Genomic DNA, 26515 nt, shown 5'->3' on the forward strand with positions numbered 1-26515 from the left:
GTTTATTCTGGCTCCGATGCGAGGTGAAATACATCGGAGAGGACCTGCGGATTGGCCTCAATAATCTCCATGCTGTACTGACTGCGGTCGGCACGATCCGCAGCTGATAATTGCATCAATTCCTCATGCGCCACCCGCAATTCCTCGCCGCCGGTGTTCCACCGACGTCCCTTGCCGTTCGGCATGGGTGTCTCAGCGGGCCGTGTGGGTCGCGTAGTGATCAACAGGCAGCGTCCCTTTGTGCCGTGCAGCGACATGGCTTCGTTCACAAATTCGTCTAACGTCCGCGCGGTGCCTGCTTGAGAAAGTGCTAAGCGTTCTAAAAAAGGGTGAATCGCGAAGGGACCGGCGACACCTGACCACTCGTCCACTTCCTGACCGAGTACCGAAATTCCCAGCTGACTGCCCCGTGCATCGAGGCAATGCATATATCCCACTGTCGCGGCAAAACTAATGGCGTATTCCGCACGTTGATAGTTGGCAACCGATGACCGTCTGGGGGTCCATAGATCCAACAAAATCGTCAGGTCATCCTCGCGACTCTGGTGATACTCCCGCACCATCAGTTCATTCTGACGAGCCGAGGTCTTCCAGTGGATCGCACGGGGATCGTCGCCGGTGCGGTATTCGCGGATTCGGTGAAATTCATCATCGTAACTGCCACGCTGCGACGCTGATTGTTGGACCAACTCCCGCGCGTGCTGGGATTGTCGCCGCCAACGAGGAGCTAGGTCACCCACTTGGGGATACACCAGGATCTCCTCCGCCTCCTGGATAATCAACGACCGTTCGGCCAATCCTAGCGGAAACCGGGTGGTCACTCGGATCGGTCCCAATTCGTATTTGCCGCGATGCATCAGCCGCGCTTGATAGTGCTCTGATCGTTGAGAACGAGCGGGAACCCGCGTGAACAATACACGGGGGAGCACCTGTTCGTGCGTGTGCTGGACACGATCCATCACCGTCAACACCCAAGAAGATAACAGCCGCTTGGAATTGGTCACTGTGATTTCTACCGAAAACGGCTCACCCGCCATCACGTGGCGAGGACTGCGCCGTGTTGCATCAATCCCGCGCAACAACATGTAACACAGGCTGCCGTTCACGATCCACGGTCCTGCCATGAATGCGAAGACCAACAACAGCAGGTTTGATTTTCCTAATAGCGCCCCGCACATCAAGATGATCAGGATCACCATATAGGCTAATCCTTCGTACGGGATCCGGGCTCGCATCGAGCGGCGGCGATATCGTTTCCAGGCCCGACTGAGCAGCGATCCATTGCCGTTGCGACCATTCTCCGGCGTCGCCGACCCGTTGCCGATCATCAAAGGCAGCATGGCCAGCAGCGACGTGCCGACCCACAAATCATCGGCTATAGCCATCCACAACACGAGAACCGCCGCGCACTGCAAGCCGCTGCTTCGAACCAAACGTCCGCCCCAGGTTCGCGGCCCCGTTGACATCAACGTTCTCCTCCGTCGTGAAGTGTGGCCCACAACTAACGCGCGGGAACTCCCCTGCATTGTCCCGTCGCACCGCGCGAACATCAAGGGCCGGATCAAGCCAGAGCGTCGAAATCCACCTTCCGCATCTCGCGTTTTAGACGCAGATGCCTTCCATGAACGGTCGCAGTTTCTCCTCGGAATACAGCGAAAACGAGAATTCGCGGCTGGAGAGGACCTGATTGGCGACGAGCTGCTTCTCCAGTTCGGAGCGCTCCTGGACGATCTGCTCGGTTTGACCAGCGACCGCAACAGCGAATGTGGCCGTGATTTCACGCAAACGGCGGCCACGGTTGATGCGGGCATGCCGACCCGCACGACGCTGCCGCCGCATGAGCGGTTGGTCTCGCTCGTGATTCGCTTCGGCCAGCAATTTGTGCTTCTCTTCCAGAAGCGGCATGAATTCACTCACTTGGGATTCGCTGAGATATTTCTCAGGATTATGCCGCATGTCACGCAACATGAAATTGGCTCGCGTAACGTCTTCCTGTTGGACCTGATGCGCGTGCAGCGGCAACAAGACTGTGGCGGAAACGGCCATGAAGGATGGCGGCGCTAGGCCATAGAAGCGGGCCATGATTCGATCCGTCATTTCATCGTATTTCGCACCGCCGATGCCGTGTAAAAACAGGTCCCCCAAGCAGAGCCGCGCAAACAGCGTCGTCGTCAACGCCCGGGTACGCAGGTGATAGCCCCGTTGCGGCAATTCACGCAGCACCTCGACCGCACAACATGCTTCGTCATCGGGCGTTAAGGGCAATTTGGCGAAGACCGTTTCACCATCTTGGAGATGAATCTCCGCTGCCACTTGCTTGGCATAAACGCGGCGGCGTTCGTGGGTACCGTCACGCCAAATCCAAAACGGTGCCTCCAGCCAATCGTCCTGCTGTCGCAATTCGGGAACAGGATGGGTATGGCTTCGGACTTTGTTAATCGTGCGGTATTCGGCCAATGCGGTGTTGTAGACGTCTCCGAATCGGGGTAGCTGCGCAACGATATGGCTGAAAAACCACAGAAACGACTCGCTCTGACACAATCGGCTGAGCGGCAGCTCCAGATTGTTCACACCCCAACGCCGTTCCAATTGGTTTCGCCCTGCCGTAAAGCAATCGGAGAACTGTTGGGAATCCCGCGAGCGTTCAACGACCAACGGCCACAACTCTCGAATCAACGGGTCGATGCCCCAAGACGACATTTCGTCAGCAACGCGATCCCCAAAGCTTTCAAACAACTTGCGGTCATGGATTTCCGCTCCCTCCCAGGGGCGGGCGAAATGGCCGCTATCGAAGGCGATGGACCCGAACGACGGCTGGTCCCGATTGCCGGAGGGAACACGCAATGCCGCTGAGGCAAATGTATCGTTGTCGACAACCAGATTGATGCCGATCGCCTGGGGAGCTTGCGCCAGCTTGCCAATCGCAAAATTCTTGACCCAGACTCCGGGATGGAACAGCAGCGGCTGATGCCCCGTCACGTACACAAGTTCCGTCGAGTCGCTGCAGCTCGGCACATCCGCCCAGGTCCCGGTATAGCTTCGGGCGGCTTGGCACAGTTCCTTTCGCGCTCCGGCCCGTACGACGGAAAGTGAACGTCCCTGAATATCGGTGGTGGCCGCTGTGAGAAGCTGATGGTTTTCGTTGGCAAACCGTGTTGCGTTTTCCAAAGCGGGAACGGAATACAAACTGCCATCGTCGCGGGGGACGCTCAGTCGTATCCGCCGCTGAGCGACCTGGGCTTGAGTTTCCGATTCCGGCATGACCAGCGATTCAAACATAGGTGGGTGGCAACAAGTTTCGAGGAACGATTATCAGCTGCGTTTTGGCTGTCCAATCCATGTTAAGGAGACTTGCCCCCGAAACTCAACTCATGCGGCACGGCTCGCGGAGCTTCTCGCGGTTACATGTCGCAGGCGTGGATGACGACGATATTTCGGATGATGTCGGTTGCACCCCAAGCTCGCGATCCAGCACGGTACGGTAATAGGCTAGCCGCCGCTCCGCATCGTCCAACGAACCCCCGAAAGAGCGTTCCTCGTCCAAATAGACCCGCGGAACGGCGATTTCCTGAATGGTCAACCCTTCCCGAGCGGCTTGTACCCAAACCTGCAGCGGCATGGCATAGCCGGTTTCGGTGACGCTCAGCGCTGCCAATGCCGAGACGCGATACGCTTTGAATCCGCAGAAAGCGTCCGTGAGCGACAATCCCAAGCGTTGGTTGATTTCCTGCGTGATTGTGGCGTTAATGCGCCGCCGATCCTCGGGCGGGAGGCTGTCCTCGTCAAAGGAACGCAAATATCGGCTGCCGCTGACAATATCGATCGCCTCAGTGAGCTCCGCTGCAATCGTGGGAATCAATTCGGGCTGATGCTGTCCGTCGCAATCGATCGTCACCAAAACGTCATAGGCGTGGGCCTGCGCGTAAGCGAACGCAGAACGGAGTGCCGCTCCGTAGCCTTGGTTTTCCGTGTGTGTGACTACCTGAACGTTTGGGAATCCACGCAAGATCTCGCCAGTGCGGTCCTGCGATCCGTCGTCGACGACCAGGATCTGGGAGCCAAGCTTTTGGACCGCCTGCAGGACATCAGCAACATGCTCTTGTTCGTTGAAAACGGGCAGAGCAACGAGGACACCAGGCATGGCAAAGCAATCTATACAAATCGTTCCAAAACCCTCTGACGCGTCCTGCTGAGGCTGGGTTTGCAAGTTTCGGCACAAGCAATACTCAGTTTTGAAACTGGCTCTAGTGAGTTTACACACTGTTTCTGACGTAAATTCCATTCTAGAGCGGTCCGACATCAAGTCAACGACCGGGCGTCGGAGCGGGGTTGTGCACGAGTTTCTGCGCGAAGGCATCCTGACGCATAGGCGATCAGTGTGATGTGCTGTCGACCGGCATCGGGGCTAAATATCGGTGACGAGGTACACCGACTGTGCGCGAATTTTATACTGAAATTCGCGTTAATACCTATGCGGCAAATCGATCATTGGAAACATATTGGCCATGCATCTCTGGGGAATCGAGCAATTTTTTGCCAGCGAATGAGCCCCAAACTGCAGGCCCATGCAAGAGTTTGCAGAATTTACTCGAACGGACTTCGCAGGAAAGATTGGAATTCGCGGCACTCATGTCTAATACCTCACAGACGCTGGCCGAGATTTTAAGATAAATAATGCACAAACGAATATCTCTATTCAGGGAGGGGGCGAGTCAGTTTGCTCGCAACTTCCTGGTCAACGATACCACCTCTCAGCGGACAAAATTCCTGCGTCACTCTTTGTAATTTAGCAGATTTTTCATCACAGCCTCGTCGACGCAAGGTGTTTTTTAAATGAGACTTACGACTTCTGCTTGGGATTAAACGAGAAAACTGTTCGCATGCGAACTTTTTTGCCCACATTTGCGTCTTGTTTCCCGTATTAGTTGGTACAAGGGCGTAGTCATCAGAAGCCAAAATGGCGGCGTCTTAAGAATAGTTTTTGGCAAATAGCATTGCCGGTTTAGGTTCTGGACAACGCGAAATGGACGGACAAGTGAGTCCCGCAAGTTTCCCAAACGTTGTTTACGTTTTAAGCAGGTATGGAAGTTGCTCATGAAAGCTGATCACTGAAACGCCGATCGTCAAGCACCCATCCAAACATGGGGGGCGAATTCGAGGGTCGGTTCATGTTTCAGTGGCGAACTTTCACAACGTAGAACTGTCAACATCTGAAGGATAGGCACAAGTAATGTCTTGTTTGTGCAGCCTGCCTTTCACTGCGAAGTTGCACAAACCGTGTTGGAAATTGGTCAAGTATCCCGGCAACTTGGGGAGCGCCACCCTAGAAAACGGAGGACGTTGGAAATGTCCCGCTATCGTAATCCGGCAATTCGACAACTTACCGAGCAGCAAGTCCGCTATACGCCGCGCGACGCTCGCCTTCGGCAGATCGAACGCGCCGAACAACTCCTCGAGGAAATCGACCTCGATAAAGAGTATCATTACAATGATCTCTGTCAGAAAATCACGACCTACAAGGCCGAGATGTACCCGCACTTAGTCCTCTCTGGGGCTGATGCGGCGCACGACGTGCGTTTGTTTGTCGAAGACTTATCTGACAGCGCAGACATTGCCGTCGAGAGCTTGGCGGAGCCGGTGCTCACGGTTGGCGATGTCAGCGAACAATTTAACGTCTCCACGAAAACCGTCGATCGCTGGCGGAGCAAGGGCTTGGTGAGTCGTCGCTTCAAGTTTGGTAACCGTAAGCGAATCGGCTTCCTGAAATCCTCGGTGGATCGTTTTGTGCGACGCAATTCCGACGATGTGCACCGTAGCACGCGCTTTAGCCAGCTGACGGTGGAAGAGCGTGAAGACATAATCACACGGGCACGCCGTTTCGCTCGCGCTGGTGGATGCCCGGCTGAAATTAGTCGACGTATTGCCAAGCGGTTGGGTCGGTCCCCGGAAACGATCCGTTACACGCTTAAGCATTATGACGCTGAGCACCCAGAATCCGCGGTATTTCCGCACGCTAGTGGTCCGTTGACCGACGAAGGCAAGAAGCAGATCTACCGCAATTTCCGCCGGGGAATTCCCGTTGAGCGGTTGGCGAAGCAGTTTTGCCGCACCAAGGCCAGTATTTACCGAATTGTATCGGAAATGCGGGCGCAACGGCTGATTGCTCAACCGATCGATTTCATCGACAGTGAAGATTTCGTGCGGGACGATGCCGACAAGTTGATTCTTGGCCCGGTACCCGTCGTCGAGAAGAAGGCAGCCGCATTTAAGCCGCCGCCGGGCTTGCCGCCCTATTTGGCCAGCCTGTACCGCGTGCCGCTGCTGACTAAGGACGAGGAAGTCTACTACTTCCGTAAAATGAACTACCTGAAGTTCAAAGCGGCCGAATTGCGTGGCAGCCTGGATTCGCGAAAAGCCAAATCGAAAGAAATGGACGCGATCGAAAAGCTGCTCAATGAGGCCGTTTCGGTCAAGAACCTGCTCATTCGGAGTAATTTGCGATTGGTCGTCTCGATTGCCAAGCGGCATTTTCGACCAAACACGAATTTCTTCGAAATGGTCAGCGATGGGAATATGTCGCTGATGCGGGCGATTGAAAAATTCGACTATAGCCGCGGGAATAAGTTCTCCACCTACGCCACCTGGGCGATTATGAAGAACTTCGCGCGATCGATCCCAGCCGAGCACACCCGTTTGGATCGTTTTCGTACCGGAAACGAAGAGGTGTTCCAGGCGAAATCGGATACGCGTTCTGTTCCCTTTGAGCTGGAGTTGAATAATCAACGCCAGCACGAAGCGATTATGAGTATCCTGTCGCAACTGGACGACCGGGAAAAAGACATCATTTTGTTCCGTTTCGGACTGAATCAGGGAACCGAGCCCCAGACGTTGGAGCAGGTCGGTTACCACTTCGGTGTGACGAAGGAACGAATTCGACAACTGGAAGCGCGGGCCTTAAATAAGTTGCGAAAAATTGCCCAGGAGGCCCGGCTCGACATTCCCGGAGTCTAAAACTCCCTCCCGGCTTGCCGAGCAATCGCGCCGCAAGGCGTTGGGAGTTTGGTATCGCATCACAACGTCGCGAACCTCTCACCCATCAGGGTGTCCAGGTTTGCGGCGTTTTTTTTATTGGTCATCACCAAACTTGGAAAACGGCTTGGCTCCATTTTGGGGTGTGCAAAGGTGATTTGAGGTGCCCAGGGGCGTCGGCGGATCGTTGAATGTGGCGTGATTGGGGTGCAAGCGAGCAAAATTTCAGAAAAGGGGAGCCGGAGCGTTGATAAATCCGCAGGACGTTTGTCTAATACGCGGTTTCGCACTGGCAATGACGTCGAAGGTCTCAGCCCATTGGGCTGGTTGAAGTTCGACCTGTTCCCAGCATGTGCCGACCACTCAATCTGGTTTTCTGCGATCTCCTTGCGTTTCGACTTGCATGGGCGGATCGGAATGCTATATTGGGCAGCTTGTTGCGTCGGAATTGTTTCGATTAGTTTTCACAGCGAATAAATTTAGTTTACCGCTAGCGTAGCTCAATTGGCAGAGCCCCGGTTTTGTAAACCGGAGGTTGTGGGTTCAAGTCCCACCGCTAGCTCCAGCGGACAGGCGGAGGAGATGTCTTCGGTGGTCCGCTTCGTGAGGGGCGAGGCTGGGGTCGCAAGGCTGTTGCTCGCCGTTTGTTTGAAGTCGACAATTAGGGGGAATTCCCGAGCGGTCAAAGGGGCCAGACTGTAAATCTGGTGGCTCAGCCTTCGCAGGTTCGAATCCTGCTTCCCCCAATCAAGAGGGCAGCGGTGATTCGGCGTTCATTGCTGTTGGTCGTAGGTTCCGGAGAAACGTTGCGGGCGTCGTATAATGGTATTACCCCAGCCTTCCAAGCTGGAGACGTGGGTTCGATTCCCATCGCCCGCTTTTTCGCGATGAGTTGCGGGGTGGCCGGCTTGGCGATTCGAGTTGGGAGTCCGAGCGACTTGATTCGCTGCTGTAGCTCAGCCGGTAGAGCGCGTCCTTGGTAAGGACGAGGTCGCGGGTTCAAGTCCCGCCAGCAGCTCTTGCAGCTGATTTTGGCGAGCAAGTTTTTGCGGTCGATGAGGCCGTGTTGCATTAAGTGTTGAGTTGGAATTAACAACTGTCCCGGGAGATTGAATAGGTAGGGAGAAGAGATGGCCAAAGAGGTCTTTGAGCGTACGAAGCCACACGTCAATGTTGGGACGATCGGTCACATTGACCACGGAAAAACGACACTCACCGCGGCGTTGTTGATGGTGCAGGGTGCCAAGGGTTTGGCGACGGTGAAAAGTTACGCCGATATCGCTAAGGGCGGAACCGTCCGTGACGAGACAAAGACGGTGACTATTGCCGTTAGTCACGTCGAGTACGAGTCTGAAACCCGTCACTATGCCCACATCGACTGTCCTGGGCACGCTGACTATATTAAAAACATGATTACCGGGGCGGCCCAGATGGACGGGGCGATCCTCGTGGTGTCTGCGGCTGACGGCCCCATGCCTCAGACGCGAGAGCACATTCTGTTGGCTCGTCAGGTTGACGTACCGGCGTTGGTGGTCTTTCTGAATAAGTGCGACCTGGTCGACGACGAAGAGTTGCTCGAGCTGGTTGAGATGGAAGTTCGTGAATTGCTGAGCAAGTACGACTTCCCCGGCGACGACATTCAGGTTGTTCGCGGAAATGCCAAGGGTGCGTTGGATAACCCGACTGATCCAGCCTTTAATGGCTGTATCGCCGAGTTGATGGACGCCTTGGACTCGAATATTCCTGAGCCGGCGCGTGAGTCCGACAAGCCGTTTCTGATGGCGGTGGAAGACGTGTTCTCGATCGAAGGTCGTGGGACGGTTGCCACTGGTCGGATTGAGCAGGGCGTTGTCAATGTCGGCGAAAAAATTGAAGTCGTCGGTTTGAAGGATACCGTCGAGACCACCTGCACGGGTGTCGAGATGTTCAATAAGACTCTCGAAACAGGTATGGCTGGCGACAACGTGGGCTTGCTTCTGCGTGGTGTTAAGCGTGAAGATATTGAGCGTGGGCAGGTCTTGGCCAAGCCGGGTTCGATTCATCCGCACACCAAGTTTGAAGCCGAAGTTTACGTCCTGAGTAAAGACGAAGGTGGGCGGCACACGCCTTTCTTCAGTGGCTATCGTCCTCAATTTTACTTCCGTACAACCGACGTGACCGGGGCTGCCAAGCTGCTGGGTGATGCCGAGATGTGCATGCCGGGCGACAATGTTCGCTTGGAAGTCGAAATGGGTTCGCCGGTCGCCTTGGAGGACGGAAGTCGCTTCGCGATTCGTGAAGGTGGCAAGACCGTCGGCTCGGGTGTTGTGACCAAGATTGTTGAGTAATTGTGATTCAGTGGGCACCCGCCGGCAGTTTTTCGGCGGGTGTTCATTTTCTGTATCGGTTTCGGCGCGGCCGCGTGCCCGTGCCGGGAATAGGTGGAGTGAAGTCATGGCCCGCGAGTATGTTTGGCTGGAATGCACCGAGACCGGTGATCGGAACTATCGTGTTCAAAAAGAAACACGTGGTGCAGAGCGGCTGGAATTGAAAAAATATTGCCCGCGGCTTCGCCGTCATACGGTCCACAAAGAGTCACGGAAGAAGTGATGTCGCGGCGATGGGCGGCGGGTTCTCCGTCGCGTTTTTGGGAGTCCGGCAATTCACCAATGCCTAGGGGTGTAGCTCAATTGGCAGAGCACTGGATTCCAAATCCAGCGGTTGGGGGTTCAAGTCCCTCCGCCCCTGTTTTTATGCTCGCCGCTGACTTGCCGCTGGCACGACATGATTGAGGATGGTGTGGCTTGCCGGCAGTTTGCCGCGTATTGTCCAGGCTGTTGAGAGGATGGCGGGGGCCGCCGTAGTGCGGATGTGGTTTTTCGGAGCCAATTTTCATGGCCACGCAGCTTTTAGGAAAAGGTTGCCGGTCGTTCACACGTGATACAAATCGCCCTGGGGCGTGAATTCATGGCAAACGCAAAAAAAAGCACCTCATTTTTGGGCGAACTGCTGAGTTTGCAGTCGTATAAGCCAAAGCAGGGACGGCTTGTCCGGCAGCTGACGACAGCTGGCGTGGCGCTGATTGCGCTGCTCGGGGCGGTTTCGCTCTCGCAGGGCCCGATGGTTGGTGTTGAGCCGGAATTGGTTCGCATCGGTGTACCGGTGTTGTTGTTTCTGGTTGGCTTGGTGTTCGCTTTTCGGGTTGTGAACTATTCTGTGTTTGCCGACTTTTTGATTGCCGTGCAGGGAGAGTTGACCAAGGTCTCCTGGCCCAGCAAGCAGGAATTGAAGAATTCGACGATCGTTGTTGTGGTGACGATGTTCGCTTTGGGCGGCATGCTGTTGGTATACGATCTTTTTTGGTACAAATTAATGACAACAGTCGGCGTGCTTGTTGAGGCGTCGTCTTAGCGTTATGGGGCGAGATCGCCCTTGGTGTGTGGGTTGGCCGGTCGTCTGCTGTGTTGCGTCGCTTGCAGACGGGAGCCTTGTTGGCGATTGTGTTTAGTCGTCAAATTCTACTGGGGTTCCGGCAGGGTGAAGGAAAGGCCGTCATGGCTGATGAGACCAATGCAGGTGGCGAAGCCGCTGAGCTTGAAAATACGGAAATGCTCTGGTATGTGCTCAAGATTCAGAGCAACCGTGAGAAATCCATAAAGAAGTCGCTTGAGCGGCGTATCAATCGTGAGGGATTGGAACGCTACTTCGGTGAGATTATCATTCCGACAGAAAAAGTGTCGGAAGTTAAAAACGGAAAGAAGAAAGTCACCGAGCACAAGTTGTTTCCCGGCTATTTGATGGTCAACATGATCCTCAATGATGATACGTGGTTTCTGGTGCGGGAAACAGGCGGAGTGGGGGACTTTACCGGTTCGGCGAATAAGCCGATTCCGATGCAGGAGCACGAAATCGCTCGGATGCTGGGTCGTGAAGAGCAGAAGGAGGAAGAGGCGCCGCGGGTGGCCCTGACGTTTGGCGTGGGGGATACCGTGAAAATCAAAGAAGGCCCGTTTGAGGGGTTTGAAGGCGCGATTGATACCGTGGATGAGACAACCGGTCGTTTGACAGTGCTGGTTGAAATTTTCGGCCGCACGACACCGGTCGAAGAGCTCGAGCATTGGCAAGTTGAGGCCGTCTGAAATCAGCGTGGCGGAGCGTGCGTCTCGTTCGGGGAATGCGATATTGAGGGATCGGCCAGCGGGTTCGATGTCACCAAGAAACAATTTTTCGGCAGTTTAATAAAGCAGGCAAGCGATGGCGAAGGAATTAGTTACAACGATCAAGGTTCAGGTGATGGGTGGCCAGGCAACGCCGGCCCCTCCCGTCGGTACCGCGCTCGGTCCTCACGGTGTGAACATTGGTCAGTTCGTGATGCAGTTCAACGAACGGACCAAGGAGTTCACTGGTACCACGATTCCGGTGATCATTAGTGTTTACAACGATCGCTCGTTCGACTTCGTGCTGAAAAGCCCGCCTGCAGCGATTTTGCTCAAGCAAGCGGCTCAAATCGCCAAGGGGTCTGGTAACCCCAAAGCGGATAAGGTCGGCACTGTGACACAGGCGCAGTTGGAAGAAATCGCCAAGACGAAATTTGAAGATCTGAATGCACCGGACATCGCCCAGGCAGCACGGATCATTGCCGGCACCGCGAGAAGCATGGGGCTGGAAGTCGTCGGTTAATCAGCGGCGCTGTGAAGGCACCGGATACATTTGAAGTGATCAAGTCAGTTGGAAAGAGTAGTCGAGGCTCGATGATGGCAAAGCAATCCAAGCGGCAGGAATTTCTGTTGAAGCAGGTCGAGGGGCTAACGAGTGTTGGTTTGACCGAAGCGGTCGCCAAGCTCAAGGGCTTGGAACCGTCACTGCCTAAGAAGATTCCGGCCTGTAAGTTTGACCAAACAGTAGAAGTCGTTATGCGGTTGGGCATCGACGTCCGTCAGGCTGACCAGATGGTGCGGGGTTCCATTGTGTTGCCGCATGGAATCGGGAAGTCCAAAACGGTACTGGTTTTTGCTCAGGGTGAAAATGCGACCGCGGCCGAAGAAGCCGGCGCTGATTTTGTGGGTGGCAAGGAATTGGCGGATAAGGTGAAGGATGGCTGGCTGGAATTCGACGCAGCGATCGCTACGCCCGACATGATGGGTGTAGTGGGGCCGTTGGGCCGTGTGTTGGGACCGCGGGGGCTGATGCCTTCGCCTCGTGCTGGCACGGTGACCCAAGATGTGGCGAACACGGTCAAGGAATACAAAGCGGGTAAGGTGGAGTTCCGCGCTGATGCTGGTGGCAATGTGCACTGTGTGATGGGCAAATTGTCGTTCAGTGAAGAGCAGTTGGTGGACAATATTTCCGCTTTCATCAAACAGATTCGGGCGATGAAGCCGTCGGGCTCCAAAGGGGTTTACGTGCGAACCATCGCCGTGTCAGCCACACACAGCCCGGGAATTGGTATCGCGTTGTGATACTTGCGGCGGTACGCACTCGGTTGGCCGGAGTGTGTGCTGAGCGACGCATTGACTGTTTTTCAGTCAACATGGCTGCTTGAAATGTGGCATCGGCGGGATTGTTTGGGCGATTCTGACGCTTTTGGCATAGAAATCGCTTCGGACGCGTGACTTTTTTCTCCCGTTGGTTTAGTGTACGCGAGAAGCCCCGGCGCAGCCGGTTTGTAGCAGCCTCCTGGGCTGCCCTTGGGATCGGTGAAAAATTTGCGCTGGGCGCACTAGCATTGATTGTTAAGTAGCATGAGTAAATACATCAAGGAATTGATTGCGTCGGATGTCCGTGAGCGGATCGGCGACGTGCAGGAGCTTTTGGTGATTGATCCGTCGAAGGTCGATGCGATCACAACCAATCAGTTGCGCTTGGACCTGCGAAAAAAAGAAATCAAGATGGTGCTGGTCAAGAATTCCTTGGCCCGTATGGCACTGAATCAGGCGGGTGTTTCCGCCTTGGATCCGATCTTGGCCGGTCCGTCGGCCTTGGTTTGGGGTGGCGAGGATATCGTCGCGTTGTCCAAGGAGATGGCCAGCTGGGCCAAGGAAATCGACGGATTGGAAATCAAGGGCGGCACGGTTGAGGGGACGACGTTGTCGGCCGCTGACGTGGAAGTCCTGAGTAAGAGTCCAGGCCGTCTGGAGTTGATCAGTCAGATTGCCGGGTTGGCACTCAGCCCAGGTGGTCAATTGGTCGGTGCCTTGCTTGGTCCCGGCGGTAAGGTGTCCGGGCAGGTTAAGGCCCACTCGGAGCGAGAAGAAGAGTAGTCGCTTCGGTTTATTGTTTGAGTTGAGTTTTGAAGAGCGGCTGGAAACTAGAAGAGCTTGATTTGCGTCGATTGGGGGCGTCGGCTCGTGAGTGATCCTGTCTGCGAATCTCCTATAAATTCTGTATATGCGTCCAACGATTTTGATGTGCTGAGAAAGGAACACGGTTATGGCGACGGCTGATGTTATTGAATACGATGAACCGACGGTTGAGTTGGGTGACAAGATTGCTGGCTTGACATTGTTGGAGGCCAAGAAGCTGGCCGACTATTTGAAAGATCACCATGGCATCGAGCCGGCTGGCGGCGGCGCGGTTATGGTGGCTTCCGGTGGAGATGGTGGCGGCGGCGAAGCTGCGGCCGAGCAAACGGAATTCACTTGCATGATCACCGGGTTTGGTGACAGCAAGATTCCGGTGATTAAAGTCGTGCGTGCCGCGACCGGATTGGGCTTGAAGGAAGCCAAGGAGTTGGTTGAGAGTGCTCCCAAGCCATTGAAAGAGGGTGTCTCCAAGGAAGATGCTGAGAAGCTGAAGGCGGAAGTTGAAGCCGCTGGTGGTACCGCCGAAATCAAGTGATCGCAGGTGTTGCCGTGGTGCGGGCTGCTTGAGGGATGGCGGTTGTCGATTTTGTTAGGCAACCGTGTGAGGATTCGGCGGGGTGTATTGTCCAGGTGGGTTTGGGGAATAGCTCCGTCGTTGGCAGTTGTGGTTTTGATCGTGCAGGCGTGTAGAGGCAGTCTCTGGCGGAGTGCGGTTCGGCAATTGCGCGGCTAAGTCGTTTGCTTGTCGGGTCGAGTCCGTTGAGGCGCTGGCCACAGTGGTTGGAGCCGCTGTGGTGATGACTGTATGGCGCGTGTGCCGTGGTGTAACGCCACGGCGGCGAGCTGTCCGCCCCTGAAACCAACTTCATGGATCCTTGGTAATCTTCGCTCTTGCTCAAACATCGCCCCACTGCAATTTGGCTGAGAGTTGTCACTCATTCGGTCCCGGATATCGCTGGCCCTCAAACGCGCTGCGCGTCATGTCGCTGCTTGCGCGAAGCTGTTTCGACGCGCGTGATGTTCCGCGTCGCAGGCGAAGGTCGCGATTGGGGGCTGTTCATGGATTAGTCTCCTGTTTCCGCCGTCACGCACATCAGGCAGAACCTAGGAATTTAGAGAGCCACGCATGCCTATTCCTCACCAACGCACGTTGATTTTTGATGAAGTTCGTAACTTTGGTGAAATCCCCGACGAATTTGAGTTGCCTGACCTGACTCAGATTCAGACCGCGTCTTACGCGGAGTTCTTGCAGGTCGGCATTCCCTCGCGGCAACGCAAGGACCAAGGCTTGGAGGGTATCCTCCGTGAGATTTTTCCCGTAGAAAGCTATGACGGCCAGTATTCGCTGGACTACGTCAAGTATGAGCTGGGAAAGCCTCGCTACACGCCGACCGAATGTGTCCAGTTGCGGATGACGTACGGTCGTCCCTTCCGTGTCTGGTTGCGCCTCAACAAAGAGCAGCCGATCGAGGAAGAAGTCTATCTGGGCGACATGCCGATCATGCTCGGTGGTGGTGAGTTTATCATCAACGGTGCCGAGCGGGTGGTTGTGAGCCAGTTGCACCGTTCGCCAGGTGTGGACTTTGTCTCTTCTTCGGAACCGGGTGGAAAGCCGACTTATTCCTGTCGCGTGATCCCCGAGCGGGGAAGCTGGATCGAGTTGAACATCTCGAAGAAGGAAGGTCTTGGCGTTCGGATTGACCAAAGTGGTAAGTTCTCGGCTCTCACGTTGCTGCGAGCCATGGACCCGGAATACTCGACCGATGCTTCGTTGTTGAAGTTGTTCTACGAGGTGACCGAAAACAAGACGTCGCCGGCCAGTTTGGAAAAAACGTTAGGCAAGATTGCCGCCGAAGACATCGTGTTTCCCGCAGGGCATGAGCGTTGCGGTGAAATCATTGCCGAGGCGGGCGAGGCACTCACTGAGAAGATGCACGACGACATCAAAGAGTCGTCGCTAAAGTCGATTTCGGTGATTGAAAAGGTCGATGACGCGTTGATCCTCAACAGTCTGGAAGAGGACACAACCTGCAGTCACGAAGAAGCCTTGTTGCGGATTTATCAACGGTTGCGTCCGGGGAACCCGCCGCAATTGGATAAGGCGACGGACCTGTTCCGTGAAAAGTTCTACGACGTGAATCGCTACCGGTTGGGTCGCGTCGGACGCTTCCGCATTAATCGCAAGTTCAATCAAGACGTGCCGGACACGGAGATGACTCTGCGTGCCGAGGACTTCATCAACGCGATCCGTTATATCATCCGGTTGCGGGTGAGCGATCCGACGGCCTATGTCGACGACATCGACAACCTGGGAAATCGCCGTTTGCGGACGATTGATGAGTTGGGTGCCGATGAGGTTCGCAAAGGTTTCTTGAAACTGCGGCGGACGGTCCAGGAACGGATGACACACAAGGATGTGGAGGAAATGACTCCACGGACTTTGGTTAATCCCAAGAGTGTTTCGGCAGCAATCGAGTTCTTCTTCGGTCGTAGCGAACTGTCGCAAGTTGTCGACCAGACGAACCCGCTTTCGATGCTGACGCACGAACGCCGTTTGAGTGCGTTGGGGCCGGGTGGTTTGAATCGTAAACGGGCCGGCTTTGAAGTCCGTGACGTTCACATTTCGCACTACGGTCGTATTTGTCCGATTGAGACGCCGGAAGGGACGAACATCGGCCTGATTTCCAGCTTGAGTATGTACTCCAAGGTGGATCATTACGGCTTCCTGACCACGCCCTATCGCAAAGTGAACAAGGGCAAGCTGACCGACGAAATTTGCTGGCTGCGTGCCGACGAAGAAGCGTCGTCGCACTTGGCCCCGGCTGATACTCCGGTCGAAAAAGGCCGACTGACCAACGATCGCGTGATCGCACGTCACCGCAGCGACTTTGTCTGGGTCGGCGCCGATGAGATCAACTACATCGATATTTCACCACGGCAAATGGTGGGTGTCTCGGCGGGATTGATTCCGTTTCTGGAGCACGACGATGCCAACCGGGCTTTGATGGGTTCCAACATGCAACGGCAAGCGGTGCCGCTGTTGGTCGCCGAACCGCCGCTGGTGGGAACGGGCATTGAAGGGCCGGTTGCGGAAAACTCCGGCATGTTGGTTCGCACCGAAAAATCGGGCACGATCAATTACGTCGATGCGAATGTCGTCGAGGTGGACGGCCGGAAATACCCCATGAAGAAATTCGTGGGATTGAACGAACGGACTTGCCTGAACCAAAAGCCGATTGTGGCCTTGGGGCAAAAAGTCAAAAAAGGACAAGTACTGTGCGACGGAGCCGCCACAGTAAATGGCCTGCTGGCATTGGGCCGGAACGTGTTGGTCGGCTTCATGTCGTGGGAAGGTTACAACTTCGAAGACGCGATTATTCTTTCCGAGAAGATGGTCAAGTCTGACACGTACACGTCGATTCATATTGATGAATTTGATGTGGAAATTCGTGAAACAAAGTTGGGGCGTGAAGAGTTCACGCGTGATATTCCCAACGTGAGCGAAAAGGCGTTGCGGCATTTGGGCGAGGACGGGATCGTACAAATCGGTACGCGTGTCCGTTCTGGAGATATTTTGGTTGGCAAAGTCTCTCCGAAAGCCAAGTCGGAATTGACTCCGGAAGAAAAGTTGCTGCACGCCATCTTCGGACGTGCCGGCGAAGACGTGAAGAATGAAAGCCTCGAAGTCTCCTCGGGCGTGGAAGGCATCGTGATCGACACGCAAAAGTTCTCCCGCAAGATGAGCTTGACCGAAGGGGAGCGCAAGAAGTTCGATGCGGAACTCAAGTCCAAGGAGCAAGAAGGTCACAAGGCGATTGCCGAGGCATTCTTGGAATTCTTGAAAGAGTTTGAATCGGCTTTGGGTAAAAAACTCACCGACGATGACGGCCAAAACGTGGGTTCCAGCGAAAACGAAAAAGCGATTGCCGAGTACGCCGAAGGGTTTTTGTCCCGCTACGAAGGTTTGGACATCCGCAGCCCGCAGAAAAAATCGGCCTGCAATGCTGTTATCAAAAGTTCGTGGGTCACGGTCGAAAATGCGATCGATACGCACAACCAAATGCTCAACTCGCTAAAACGGGGCGACGAATTGCCCAGCGGTGTGTTGCAGATGGTCAAGGTTTACGTGGCATCGAAGCGACAGATTTCCGTCGGAGACAAGATGGCCGGACGGCACGGTAACAAGGGTGTGATTTCCAAAGTGTTGCCTGAAGAAGATATGCCGTTTTTGGAAGATGGCACGCCGATCGACATCATTTTGAACCCGTTGGGCGTACCGAGTCGGATGAACGTGGGACAGATTTTGGAGACCCACCTGGGTTGGGCTGCTGAGAAGTTGGAATACCGTGCGGTGTGCCCGGTCTTCGACGGTGCTTCTGAAGATGTACTGCGAGGCGAGTTGAAAGCCGCTGGATTGCCCGAAGACGGCAAGTCGGTGCTCTTCGACGGTCGGACTGGTGAACAGTTGGATCAAAAGGTGACCGTGGGCCGGATCTACATGCTCAAGTTGCACCACTTGGTGGACGACAAGGTCCACGCACGGGCTACTGGACCGTACTCGTTGATCACGCAGCAGCCATTGGGCGGTAAAGCGCGATTTGGCGGACAGCGGTTTGGAGAAATGGAAGTCTGGGCCTTGGAAGCCTATGGGGCCGCCTACATTCTGCAGGAATTGTTGACGGTCAAAAGTGACGACGTCGAAGGACGGACGAAGATCTACGAGTCGATGGTCAAAGGGGAGAACACGCTGGAAGCGGGTACCCCGGCGAGCTTCGACGTTTTGAACAACGAAATTCGCGGGCTGGCCTTGAATCTGCAGCTTGAGAAAACTCGGATATAACGCGGCCATGGGACCGAGTCCCAGTGTGGGTGTGTATCACACGAGCGGCTCGAATTGACAGTTACGCCAGATCCCCAACATTATTTTAGGAGTGTGTGCAGTGAGCACCGGCGAAGCAGCATACGATCGCATTAACGACTACGGCGCGGTGAAAATCGGGTTGGCGAGTCCGCACGATATTCGCGGTTGGTCGTTCGGCGAGGTGAAGAAGCCGGAAACCATCAACTACCGGACCTATCGTCCGGAGCGTGACGGCTTATTCTGCGAACGGATTTTTGGTCCGGAGAAGGACTGGGAATGCGCCTGCGGTAAATATCGCGGGATGAAATACAAGGGAATGATCTGCGACCGTTGCGGCGTGAAGGTGACGCATAGTCGCGTTCGCCGCAAGCGGATGGGCCATATTGAATTGGCCGCGCCGGTTGTACATATCTGGTTCTTCAAGTCGATGCCCAGCCGCTTGGGATCGTTGTTGAACATGAAGACAACCAGCTTGGAAAAGGTGGTCTATTTCCAAGATTATGTCGTCATCGATCCGGGTGACACCCCGCTGCGTGAACGGCAATTGCTGACCGAAGAAGAAGCTCGCCACGCCCGCGCTAAATATGGGGACGATTCGTTTGAAATCGAAATGGGCGCCGAAGCAGTCAAGAAACTGCTGGGCAAGCTCAAGCTGGTCGAGCTATCGCACGAATTGCGCAACGAACTGCGCGAAACCGGCAGTCAGCAGAAAATGAAGGATCTGATCAAGCGGCTCAAAACGGTGGAGAGCCTGCGCGACAGTGATAACCATCCCGAGTGGATGGTACTGGATGTGATTCCGGTCATTCCGCCGGATCTGCGGCCGTTGGTGCTGTTGGATTCAGGCAACTTTGCGACCAGCGACTTGAACGACCTTTATCGTCGGATTATCAATCGCAACACGCGTTTGAAAAAGTTGGTCGACCTCAACGCGCCGGAAGTCATCGTCCGCAACGAAAAGCGGATGTTGCAACAATCGGTCGACGCCCTGTTCGACAACAGCCGTTGTAAGCGGCCCGTATTAGGATCGTCGAACCGTCCGCTCAAGTCGCTGACCGACATGATCAAAGGGAAGCAAGGGCGGTTTCGTGAGAACCTGCTGGGGAAACGGGTCGACTACTCTGCACGGAGTGTGATCGTCGTCGGTCCGGAACTCAAATTGCACCAATGCGGTTTGCCCAAGAAAATTGCCTTGGAGTTATTCCAGCCGTTCGTGATTCGCCGCCTGAAGGATCTCGGGCATGCGGATACCATCAAGAGCGCTAAGCGGATGCTCGAACGCAAGGACGAGGATGTTTGGGACATTTTGGATGCGGTGATTCGCAATCACCCCGTCATGCTCAACCGTGCTCCGACTTTGCACCGTATGGGAATTCAGGCGTTCGAACCGACGCTGATCGAAGGGAACGCCATCATGGTGCACCCGTTGGTCTGCAAAGGTTTTAACGCTGACTTTGATGGCGACCAGATGGCGGTCCACTTGCCGCTGTCGATCGAAGCCCAGGTCGAAGCCACAACGCTGATGATGTCGACGAACAACATTTTCAGCCCGGCCAATGGTGCGCCGATTATTAGTCCGTCGCAAGACATCGTGATGGGTAGTTATTACCTGACACTCTCCAAGCCGGATCGTCCCGGCGAGGGCACGGTTTTTGCGTCGGTGGCCGAAGTCCATATGGCGGTTGCTCAAAACAAGGTCACCACGCATGCTCGGATTAAACTCCGATTGGCATCCGATACGCAGATCAAAGGGGAAGGCGCCGAGACCTTTAAGCCCGGTGGTTTGATTGACACGACCGTCGGCCGCGTGATCTTCAACGACGATGTGGTCGCCCAAGGGATGCCCTATTACAACCTCACCATGCGGAGCAAGGACCTGGCGAACGTCGTTTCTGACTGCTACCAGATCCTGGGACGGCGGGCAACGATTGAATTGCTGGATCGCATGAAGGCACGTGGGTTCCAAGAATCCACGCGGAGCGGCCTCTCGTTTGCCACCAGTGACCTGAAGATTCCGCCCAACAAAGATAAAGTCATCGGCGAAGCGGAAAAGAAAGTGCTGCAACAACAGAAGTTGTTTGATCGCGGTATTATCACGAACCAGGAACGGTACAACCAGGTGCTCGACACCTGGACGCACGCCCGTGAACAAATTACGGCTGCGATGATGGAGGAACTGGAGAACGACGTCCGTGGTGACGGTTCGTATGTGAATCCGATCTTCCTCATGGCCAACTCTGGTGCCCGTGGTGGTGTGGAACAGATTCGCCAATTGGCTGGTATGCGGGGTCTGATGGCCAAGCCGAGTGGTGAAATCATCGAGACACCGATTAAGGCCAACTTCTGTGAAGGGTTGACCGTGTTGGAATACTTCAGTTCCACGCATGGTGCCCGCAAAGGTTTGGCCGATACGGCACTCAAGACAGCCGATAGTGGTTACCTGACGCGGAAACTGGCCGACGTGGCCCAAAATATGGTTGTCACGTCCTACGACTGCGGCACCATCCAAGGGATTACGCGTGGTGTTGTTTATCGGGGCGAAAAAGTTGAAGTCAGCCTGACCGACGCGATTTTGGGACGTGTCAGCCGGACAAACATCGTCAATCCGATCACCGACGAACTAATCGTCCGGGAAGGCGAATTGATTACTGTCGCCATCGCCCACAAGATTGAGCAGTTGGGACTGGAGAAAATCCAGGTCCGCAGCCCGATGACCTGCGAGGCACAACTCGGGATTTGCCGTTTGTGTTACGGTATGGATCTCTCGACCGGTTCGTTGGTCGAGGAAGGTATGGCTGTGGGGATTATCGCTGCTCAGAGTATCGGCGAACCGGGAACACAGTTGACGATGCGGACGTTCCACATTGGTGGGACCGCCTCTCGCGAAATTGAAGAAAGCGAAATCCGCACGAAACGTGCCGGTAAAGTTCGCTTTGCTCGCATTCGCAGTGTGGTGAACAACGAAGGCCAAAACGTGGTCTTGGCGCGAAGCGGCGAAATCATCCTGTTGGATGCCAAGGAGCGGGAACTCGAGAAGTATACGATCCCCAACGGAGCGGTGATCGTCGCCCAAGAGAACCAAGAAGTGCAACCGGGCGACCTGCTTTGTACGTGGGATCCTCACTCGGTGCCGATTCTTGCTGAAGTCGGCGGTAAAGTCCGCCTCGAAGAATGTGTCGAAGGGATTTCGGTTCGGTCGGAAACGGAGGCCAGCGGAAACGTCCGCTTGACCGTTATCGAGCACAAAAGCGATTTGCATCCGCAGATTATTTTGGAAGACGGTACGGGCAAGATTCTCGACTTCTATTACCTGCCTGAACGTGCACACATTGAAGTAGGCAACGGTCAGCAAGTCACCGCTGGAATGGTCTTGGCCAAGACGCCGCGTGAAGCGGGCGGAACGCAGGACATCACCGGTGGTTTGCCGCGGGTGACCGAACTCTTCGAAGCACGGCGTCCCAAAGACCCGTCGGTTGTTGCCGAGATCAATGGTGAGATCGACCTGGTCAGTGAAAAGAAACGTGGCAAGCGGGTGATTATTGTCCGCGGCGAAGACGGCACTGAGATCGAGCACATCATTCCGCACGGAAAGCACTTGCGGGTGCATGCCAAAGATCTGGTCAATGCGGGGGACCAACTTGTCGATGGCCCGTTGGTTCCGCACGATATTCTGCGCGTCAGTGGCGAAGAAGCCGTACAGCAGTATTTGCTGCGTGAAGTGCAAAACGTCTATCGTTCGCAACGTGTGGAAATCGACGATAAGCATATCGAAATCATCGTCGCCCAGATGTTGCGTAAAGTCGGCATCGAAAGCGTGGGCGATACCACCTTGTTGCCCGGTATTGTGATCGACAAATTCGAGTTCCGCCGCATCAACCAACAGTTGATGGAATGCGTTCGCGTGGTCGATCCGGGTGATACCGAATTCCATGCCGACGACATTGTCCCGGCGGAAACATTGGAAGAGGTGAATAGCCAAGTCGAGGCTGCGGGGGCAACTCCTGCGAGTTCCGCCCGACCACGTCCGGCGACGGCCAACACGATGTTATTGGGTATTACCAAGGCGGCTGTTCAAAGTGAAAGTTTCATTTCGGCGGCCAGTTTCCAGGAAACCACCAAGGTACTGACCGAGGCGGCGTTGGCCAGCAAGAGCGACAATCTGGTCGGTCTGAAGGAGAACGTGATTCTGGGGCACTTGGTGCCGGCGGGTACCGGTTTTTATACGCACCAGCAAGCGGAAGTTCGTATCAAGCCCGAAGCTCTGCAAGAGTTGAAGGAAGAAAAAGAACGGATCTTGCAGGCGCGGTTTAACCTACTCAACGAGGGGGATGAATTGCCGGCCGGTGAGGCACGTCCGCTTCAGCCACCGCAACCGCCTCAGCCACCCCAACCGGCTGAGCCGCAGTCCGATCCGCAACCTCAGTCTCTGCCTCAAGGGAGTAGTGAATCACCCATCATTCCGGATGAGGCGATGGACGTCTCGCGAGGAGAAGCGGGCGGTGCAGCAGCTCCGGAGAGTGGTGAGTGAGCGGAAACCATAGGAAAATCAACCAAGATCCGACCTGTTCCGGCGGGATTCCCGCCGGGACCATTGACGCTGGCAGGCAATCACTATAGATTGCTACATTCGCGCAACTGTCCGATTTCGTCTCACGATCCGTGCAGTGCGTCGAAGGTTCCCCCAGTTTGTAAACGGTTTCGGTCATTTTTGTTGTCCGGCAACCGCGTTATTTAATATCGATTCAATTCATAGCAAAACGTTGACAACCAGACTCCAGGTTCCCAGGCGCGAGTTGATCTCGCGGTGCGGCCGACGCTTGAAACACAGCAATGCCGGGCCGGGACACTTGTTGGAGCAGCCTACGAAACGGTTCGGGTAAAGTTCATGCCGACGATCAATCAGCTCATTCGAAAACCCCGCAAAAAGCAGGTCCAAAAGAGCAAGACTCCGCTATTGGAAACTTGCCCGCAGAAGAAGGGCGTTTGCTTGCAGGTCAAAACGATTACACCGAAAAAGCCGAACTCGGCTTTGCGGAAAGTGGCACGTGTGCGACTTTCGAATGGGAAAGAGGTCACAGCCTATATCCCGGGTGAAGGCCACAACCTGCAGGAACACTCGATCGTGTTGGTGCGGGGTGGACGTGTTCGCGACTTGCCGGGTGTGCGGTACAAAGTCATTCGTGGTGTGCTCGATACCTTGGGCGTTTCCGATCGCCGTCAAGCCCGTAGTCGTTACGGAAACAAGCGGCCTAAATAGATCGGCCGCCGCAGGCAATGCCGACAGGTCGATTCGCACAGTGTCGACGTGTCCGGGCTCAGGGGTCAATCAACAGCGCTGCCGTCCAGTGGGGACCGGGTGGCGAATACGCGTTGCAGCCGAATTCAAACAGATAACTCGCAGAAGGTTGAGAATTTAAGATGGCCACTCGATTCACCGCCAGCCGGACCCAGTTGCGTCCCGATCCTCGTTGTGGATCAATTTTGGCATCCAAGTTCATCAACTGCTTGATGTGTGACGGCAAAAAGAGCGTCGCACAAGGCTTGTTTTACGGAGCGCTCGACATCATCAAAGAGCGAGCCCCCGAGCAAGAGCCGATCGAAGTCTTCAACGCAGCCGTCGAGAACGTGAAGCCGTCGGTGGAAGTGCGTTCTAAACGGGTCGGTGGTGCGACCTACCAGGTGCCGACTCCGGTAAGCCCCAAACGTCAACAGACGCTCGCCATTCGTTGGATTCTGGAAGTGACTCGCGGAAAACGGGGTCGTCCGATGGCGAATCGCTTGGCTGACGAATTGCTGGCCGCCTACCGTCGTGAGGGCGCCGCGATGACCAAACGAGAAAACGTCCACCGTATGGCTGAAGCGAACAAGGCGTTTGCCCACTTCGGCTACAGCCGTCGCTAGAAAAACTTGATATTCCCCGCCGTTTGGCGGCGGACGAATTTAAACGCGGGACTTGTGAAAAAGTCCCGCGTTGCTTTTTGCGCGGATGTAGTTGGGCAGCGGGCCGTTTGGGCAGCTTGTGGTTTTACTGGACAGTCGATATGAACATTATCCTGTGGCTGGTTGAACCATTTCGCTAGCTTGCGTGTCCGATGCGCTTTGTTGCGATTGCTCGGTGCTTTTTATTGTCATTCATGCCTAAGATGCGGATCCATGTCCAGACTCATAGAACATCTCCGGAATATCGGGATCATTGCCCATATCGACGCGGGTAAAACGACCACCACCGAGCGGATCTTGTACTACACAGGGTCATCGCACCGCATGGGGAGCGTCGATGACGGCACCACTGAAACCGACTTCAATCCCGAGGAGCAGGAGCGGGGGATCACGATTTTCTCAGCTGCCGTCACCTGCACCTGGCGCGATACGACGATCAACATCATCGACACGCCGGGGCACGTGGATTTCACGGCCGAGGTCGAGCGCAGCTTGCGAGTTCTAGACGGCGGCGTGGTGATCTTTAGCGCCCGCGAAGGGGTCGAGGCGCAAAGTGAGACTGTCTGGCGGCAGGCTGACAAATATCGGGTGCCGCGGATTTGCTTCATCAACAAGATGGACCGAATCGGTGCGGATTTTCAGCGTACGTTTCAACAAATCAAGAACCGCCTCAATGCGAATCCGATTGCGATTCAGCTGCCGATGGGGGCGGGCTCACCCCCTGACCCGCAGGCCTTTAGCGGGATCATTGATCTGATTGAGCAAAAGGCGATTTACTTCGACGCGGAATCCCGTGGGGAGAACTTCCGGACCGAGGAGATTCCCGCTGAGTACCAGGAGGCGGCCAAGAGCGCGCGGTCGCAACTGCTGGAGGCGATCGCCGAGCTCGATGAGCAGGTCCTGGAGAGCTATCTTGAGACCGAAGACATCCCTGTCGAGGATATTCACCGATTGCTGCGGCAAGGGACAATCTCCGGTCAACTTCAGCCGGTCATGTGTGGCTCGTCGCTGGACTACATTGGTGTGCAGCCGTTGTTGGACGCGGTTTCATTGTATTTGCCCAGTCCGCTCGATCGTCCCCCGGTGCAGGGGGAAAATATGACCCCTAAGAAAAAAGGGGAGATCGAAGTTCGCAAGCCCTCGCCGACGGAGCCGTTTTGCGGGTTGGTCTTTAAGATTCAAAGCGATCAGCATGGCGATTTGTGCTTTGTGCGGGTCTATTCCGGCGTGTTGAAAAGCCGCTCGCGGGTTTTGAATCCGCGGACTGGAAAAAAAGAACTGGTGAGCCAGTTGTGGCACATCCAAGCCTCCAGCCGCGAAAAAGTTGACGAGGTCTCGGCTGGTGACATCGTCGGTGTGGTGGGCCTCAAAGAGACTGTCGTTACGGGGGACACGCTTTGTGCGCAGCAGCATCCGATGCTGCTGGAGAGTATTGTCTTCCCTGAGACGGTGATCTCGACGGCTGTCGAACCGGAATCGAGTGCGGACCGTAAGAAATTGGCCCAAACGCTGGCGATCCTAGCCCGGCAAGACCCGACCTTTACGGCTGTGACCAACGAGGAAACGGGACAAACCATCATCAGCGGGATGGGTGAGTTGCACTTGGAAGTCATCCAACACAGCCTGGAGCGAGATTTTCACCTGAAAATCCGCACGCACAAGCCCCGCGTCAGTTACCGCGAGACTATTCGTAAGTCGATTACGGTGACTGGTGAGTTTAATCGACAGGTCGCCGGCGTCCCTCAATTTGCCCAGGTGCAATTGAGGGTTGAGCCATTCCAGGGCGAATCTAGCTTAACATTCGAAGACGAGTTGAAGCCGAATGAATTTCCTTCGCAGTTAGCCAATCTGGCTCGCCAGGCGGTCAAGGATGAGGCCAGCGGGGGTGGCGTGCTGGGATATCGCTTGGCGGACGTCAAGCTCACGCTGCTGGGCATCAAATATAGTGATTCGGATGACGTGGAGTCGGTGGTGTTGGCTGCGGCTATCGATGCGGTCCGAGCCGCTTTAACCGATACGAATGTCTTGCTCCTGGAGCCGATTATGAAGCTCGAGGTGGTGACTCCGGACGAGTTTTTGGGGAACATTACCGCTGATTTGCACTCCCGGCGAGCCACAATTCTTAATAGCGAGCAGCGGGAGCATTTGCGGGTGGTCAATGCAGAGGCCCCACTGGCGGCAATGTTTGGCTATTCCACCCAGATCCGCAGCTTGTCGACCGGTCGAGCATCATATTCTATGGAGCCGCTGCGTTACGGGGAGGCTCCGCCGGAGATTTTGAAGGAGATGTTGGGCTAATCGAAGGGCAAATGGGTGTAGTTTGTGGTTGAAAGCGGGTCGCAGGGGCCTGGAATTCACAAAGATTTGAAATAAACAAAAGTCGTGGGTCACTTTATTGACAAAA

The 26515-nt window shown here is 55.1% G+C and carries 17 protein-coding genes and 5 tRNA genes; 19 read left to right on the top strand and 3 right to left on the bottom strand.

The features are described 5' to 3' along the window. Positions 1–2: 2 nt before the first annotated feature. The 3 genes from CA54_RS12525 to CA54_RS12530 all read right to left on the bottom strand — a co-directional run bounded on the left by CA54_RS12525 (position 3) and on the right by CA54_RS12530 (position 4141). The gene (locus CA54_RS12525) at positions 3–1466 is read right to left on the bottom strand and encodes a DUF58 domain-containing protein (RefSeq protein WP_197532418.1); all 1464 of its coding nucleotides are present in this window, start codon (positions 1464–1466) and stop codon (positions 3–5) included. 136 nt (positions 1467–1602) lie between these two features. Beyond that, the gene (locus CA54_RS29315; protein ID WP_197532419.1) at positions 1603–3261 is read right to left on the bottom strand and encodes a hypothetical protein; all 1659 of its coding nucleotides are present in this window, start codon (positions 3259–3261) and stop codon (positions 1603–1605) included. 103 nt (positions 3262–3364) lie between these two features. Then, the gene (locus tag CA54_RS12530) at positions 3365–4141 is read right to left on the bottom strand and encodes a glycosyltransferase family 2 protein (protein WP_146371097.1); all 777 of its coding nucleotides are present in this window, start codon (positions 4139–4141) and stop codon (positions 3365–3367) included. 1205 nt (positions 4142–5346) lie between these two features. On the opposite strand from CA54_RS12530, the gene CA54_RS12535 reads away from it, so the two are divergent. The 19 genes from CA54_RS12535 to fusA all read left to right on the top strand — a co-directional run bounded on the left by CA54_RS12535 (position 5347) and on the right by fusA (position 26409). Then, positions 5347–7011: a sigma-70 family RNA polymerase sigma factor gene (locus CA54_RS12535; protein WP_146371098.1), complete on the top strand. Its 1665-nt coding sequence runs from the start codon at positions 5347–5349 to the stop codon at positions 7009–7011. 507 nt (positions 7012–7518) lie between these two features. Continuing rightward, positions 7519–7594, top strand: a tRNA-Thr gene (locus CA54_RS12540). Between the two features lie 99 nt (positions 7595–7693). Continuing rightward, a tRNA-Tyr gene (locus CA54_RS12545) sits at positions 7694–7775 on the top strand. Positions 7776–7837: 62 nt separating this feature from the next. After that, a tRNA-Gly gene (locus tag CA54_RS12550) sits at positions 7838–7908 on the top strand. A 66-nt stretch (positions 7909–7974) separates the two neighbouring features. Further along, a tRNA-Thr gene (locus CA54_RS12555) sits at positions 7975–8047 on the top strand. A gap of 112 nt (positions 8048–8159) precedes the next feature. Further along, on the top strand, positions 8160–9356 hold the full coding sequence (tuf, locus tag CA54_RS12560) for an elongation factor Tu (RefSeq protein ID WP_146371099.1): 1197 nt from the start codon (positions 8160–8162) through the stop codon (positions 9354–9356). A 106-nt stretch (positions 9357–9462) separates the two neighbouring features. Beyond that, the gene (gene rpmG, locus CA54_RS12565; RefSeq protein ID WP_145379497.1) at positions 9463–9618 is read left to right on the top strand and encodes a 50S ribosomal protein L33; all 156 of its coding nucleotides are present in this window, start codon (positions 9463–9465) and stop codon (positions 9616–9618) included. 65 nt (positions 9619–9683) lie between these two features. Beyond that, positions 9684–9756 (top strand) — tRNA-Trp (locus tag CA54_RS12570). A gap of 219 nt (positions 9757–9975) precedes the next feature. Next, positions 9976–10419, top strand: a complete 444-nt coding sequence (secE, locus tag CA54_RS12575) for a preprotein translocase subunit SecE (protein WP_146371100.1) — start codon at positions 9976–9978, stop codon at positions 10417–10419. Between the two features lie 89 nt (positions 10420–10508). After that, the gene (nusG, locus tag CA54_RS12580) at positions 10509–11147 is read left to right on the top strand and encodes a transcription termination/antitermination protein NusG (protein ID WP_231963115.1); all 639 of its coding nucleotides are present in this window, start codon (positions 10509–10511) and stop codon (positions 11145–11147) included. A gap of 115 nt (positions 11148–11262) precedes the next feature. Then, on the top strand, positions 11263–11688 hold the full coding sequence (rplK, locus tag CA54_RS12585) for a 50S ribosomal protein L11 (RefSeq protein ID WP_146371101.1): 426 nt from the start codon (positions 11263–11265) through the stop codon (positions 11686–11688). A 74-nt stretch (positions 11689–11762) separates the two neighbouring features. Continuing rightward, a complete protein-coding gene (rplA, locus tag CA54_RS12590) occupies positions 11763–12467 on the top strand; it encodes a 50S ribosomal protein L1 (RefSeq protein WP_146372376.1) in 705 nt (234 codons plus the stop codon). Between the two features lie 282 nt (positions 12468–12749). Beyond that, positions 12750–13268, top strand: coding sequence for a 50S ribosomal protein L10 (gene rplJ, locus CA54_RS12595; protein ID WP_146371102.1), 519 nt, complete (start codon positions 12750–12752; stop codon positions 13266–13268). Between the two features lie 169 nt (positions 13269–13437). Next, positions 13438–13845: a 50S ribosomal protein L7/L12 gene (gene rplL, locus CA54_RS12600; RefSeq protein WP_146371103.1), complete on the top strand. Its 408-nt coding sequence runs from the start codon at positions 13438–13440 to the stop codon at positions 13843–13845. A gap of 591 nt (positions 13846–14436) precedes the next feature. Next, the gene (rpoB, locus tag CA54_RS12605; RefSeq protein WP_146371104.1) at positions 14437–18150 is read left to right on the top strand and encodes a DNA-directed RNA polymerase subunit beta; all 3714 of its coding nucleotides are present in this window, start codon (positions 14437–14439) and stop codon (positions 18148–18150) included. Between the two features lie 100 nt (positions 18151–18250). Next, positions 18251–22699, top strand: coding sequence for a DNA-directed RNA polymerase subunit beta' (rpoC, locus tag CA54_RS12610; RefSeq protein WP_146371105.1), 4449 nt, complete (start codon positions 18251–18253; stop codon positions 22697–22699). A 357-nt stretch (positions 22700–23056) separates the two neighbouring features. Then, positions 23057–23428, top strand: a complete 372-nt coding sequence (gene rpsL, locus CA54_RS12615) for a 30S ribosomal protein S12 (protein ID WP_145379488.1) — start codon at positions 23057–23059, stop codon at positions 23426–23428. Positions 23429–23589: 161 nt separating this feature from the next. After that, entirely contained in the window at positions 23590–24072 is a 483-nt protein-coding gene (rpsG, locus tag CA54_RS12620; RefSeq protein ID WP_146371106.1) for a 30S ribosomal protein S7, read from the top strand. 252 nt (positions 24073–24324) lie between these two features. Beyond that, complete coding sequence (gene fusA, locus CA54_RS12625; protein ID WP_146371107.1) at positions 24325–26409, top strand: elongation factor G; 2085 nt, start codon at positions 24325–24327, stop codon at positions 26407–26409. The last annotated feature ends 106 nt before the right edge of the window (positions 26410–26515 follow it).

Origin of the sequence: Symmachiella macrocystis, assembly GCF_007860075.1 — a bacterium.
Lineage (GTDB): Bacteria > Planctomycetota > Planctomycetia > Planctomycetales > Planctomycetaceae > Symmachiella > Symmachiella macrocystis.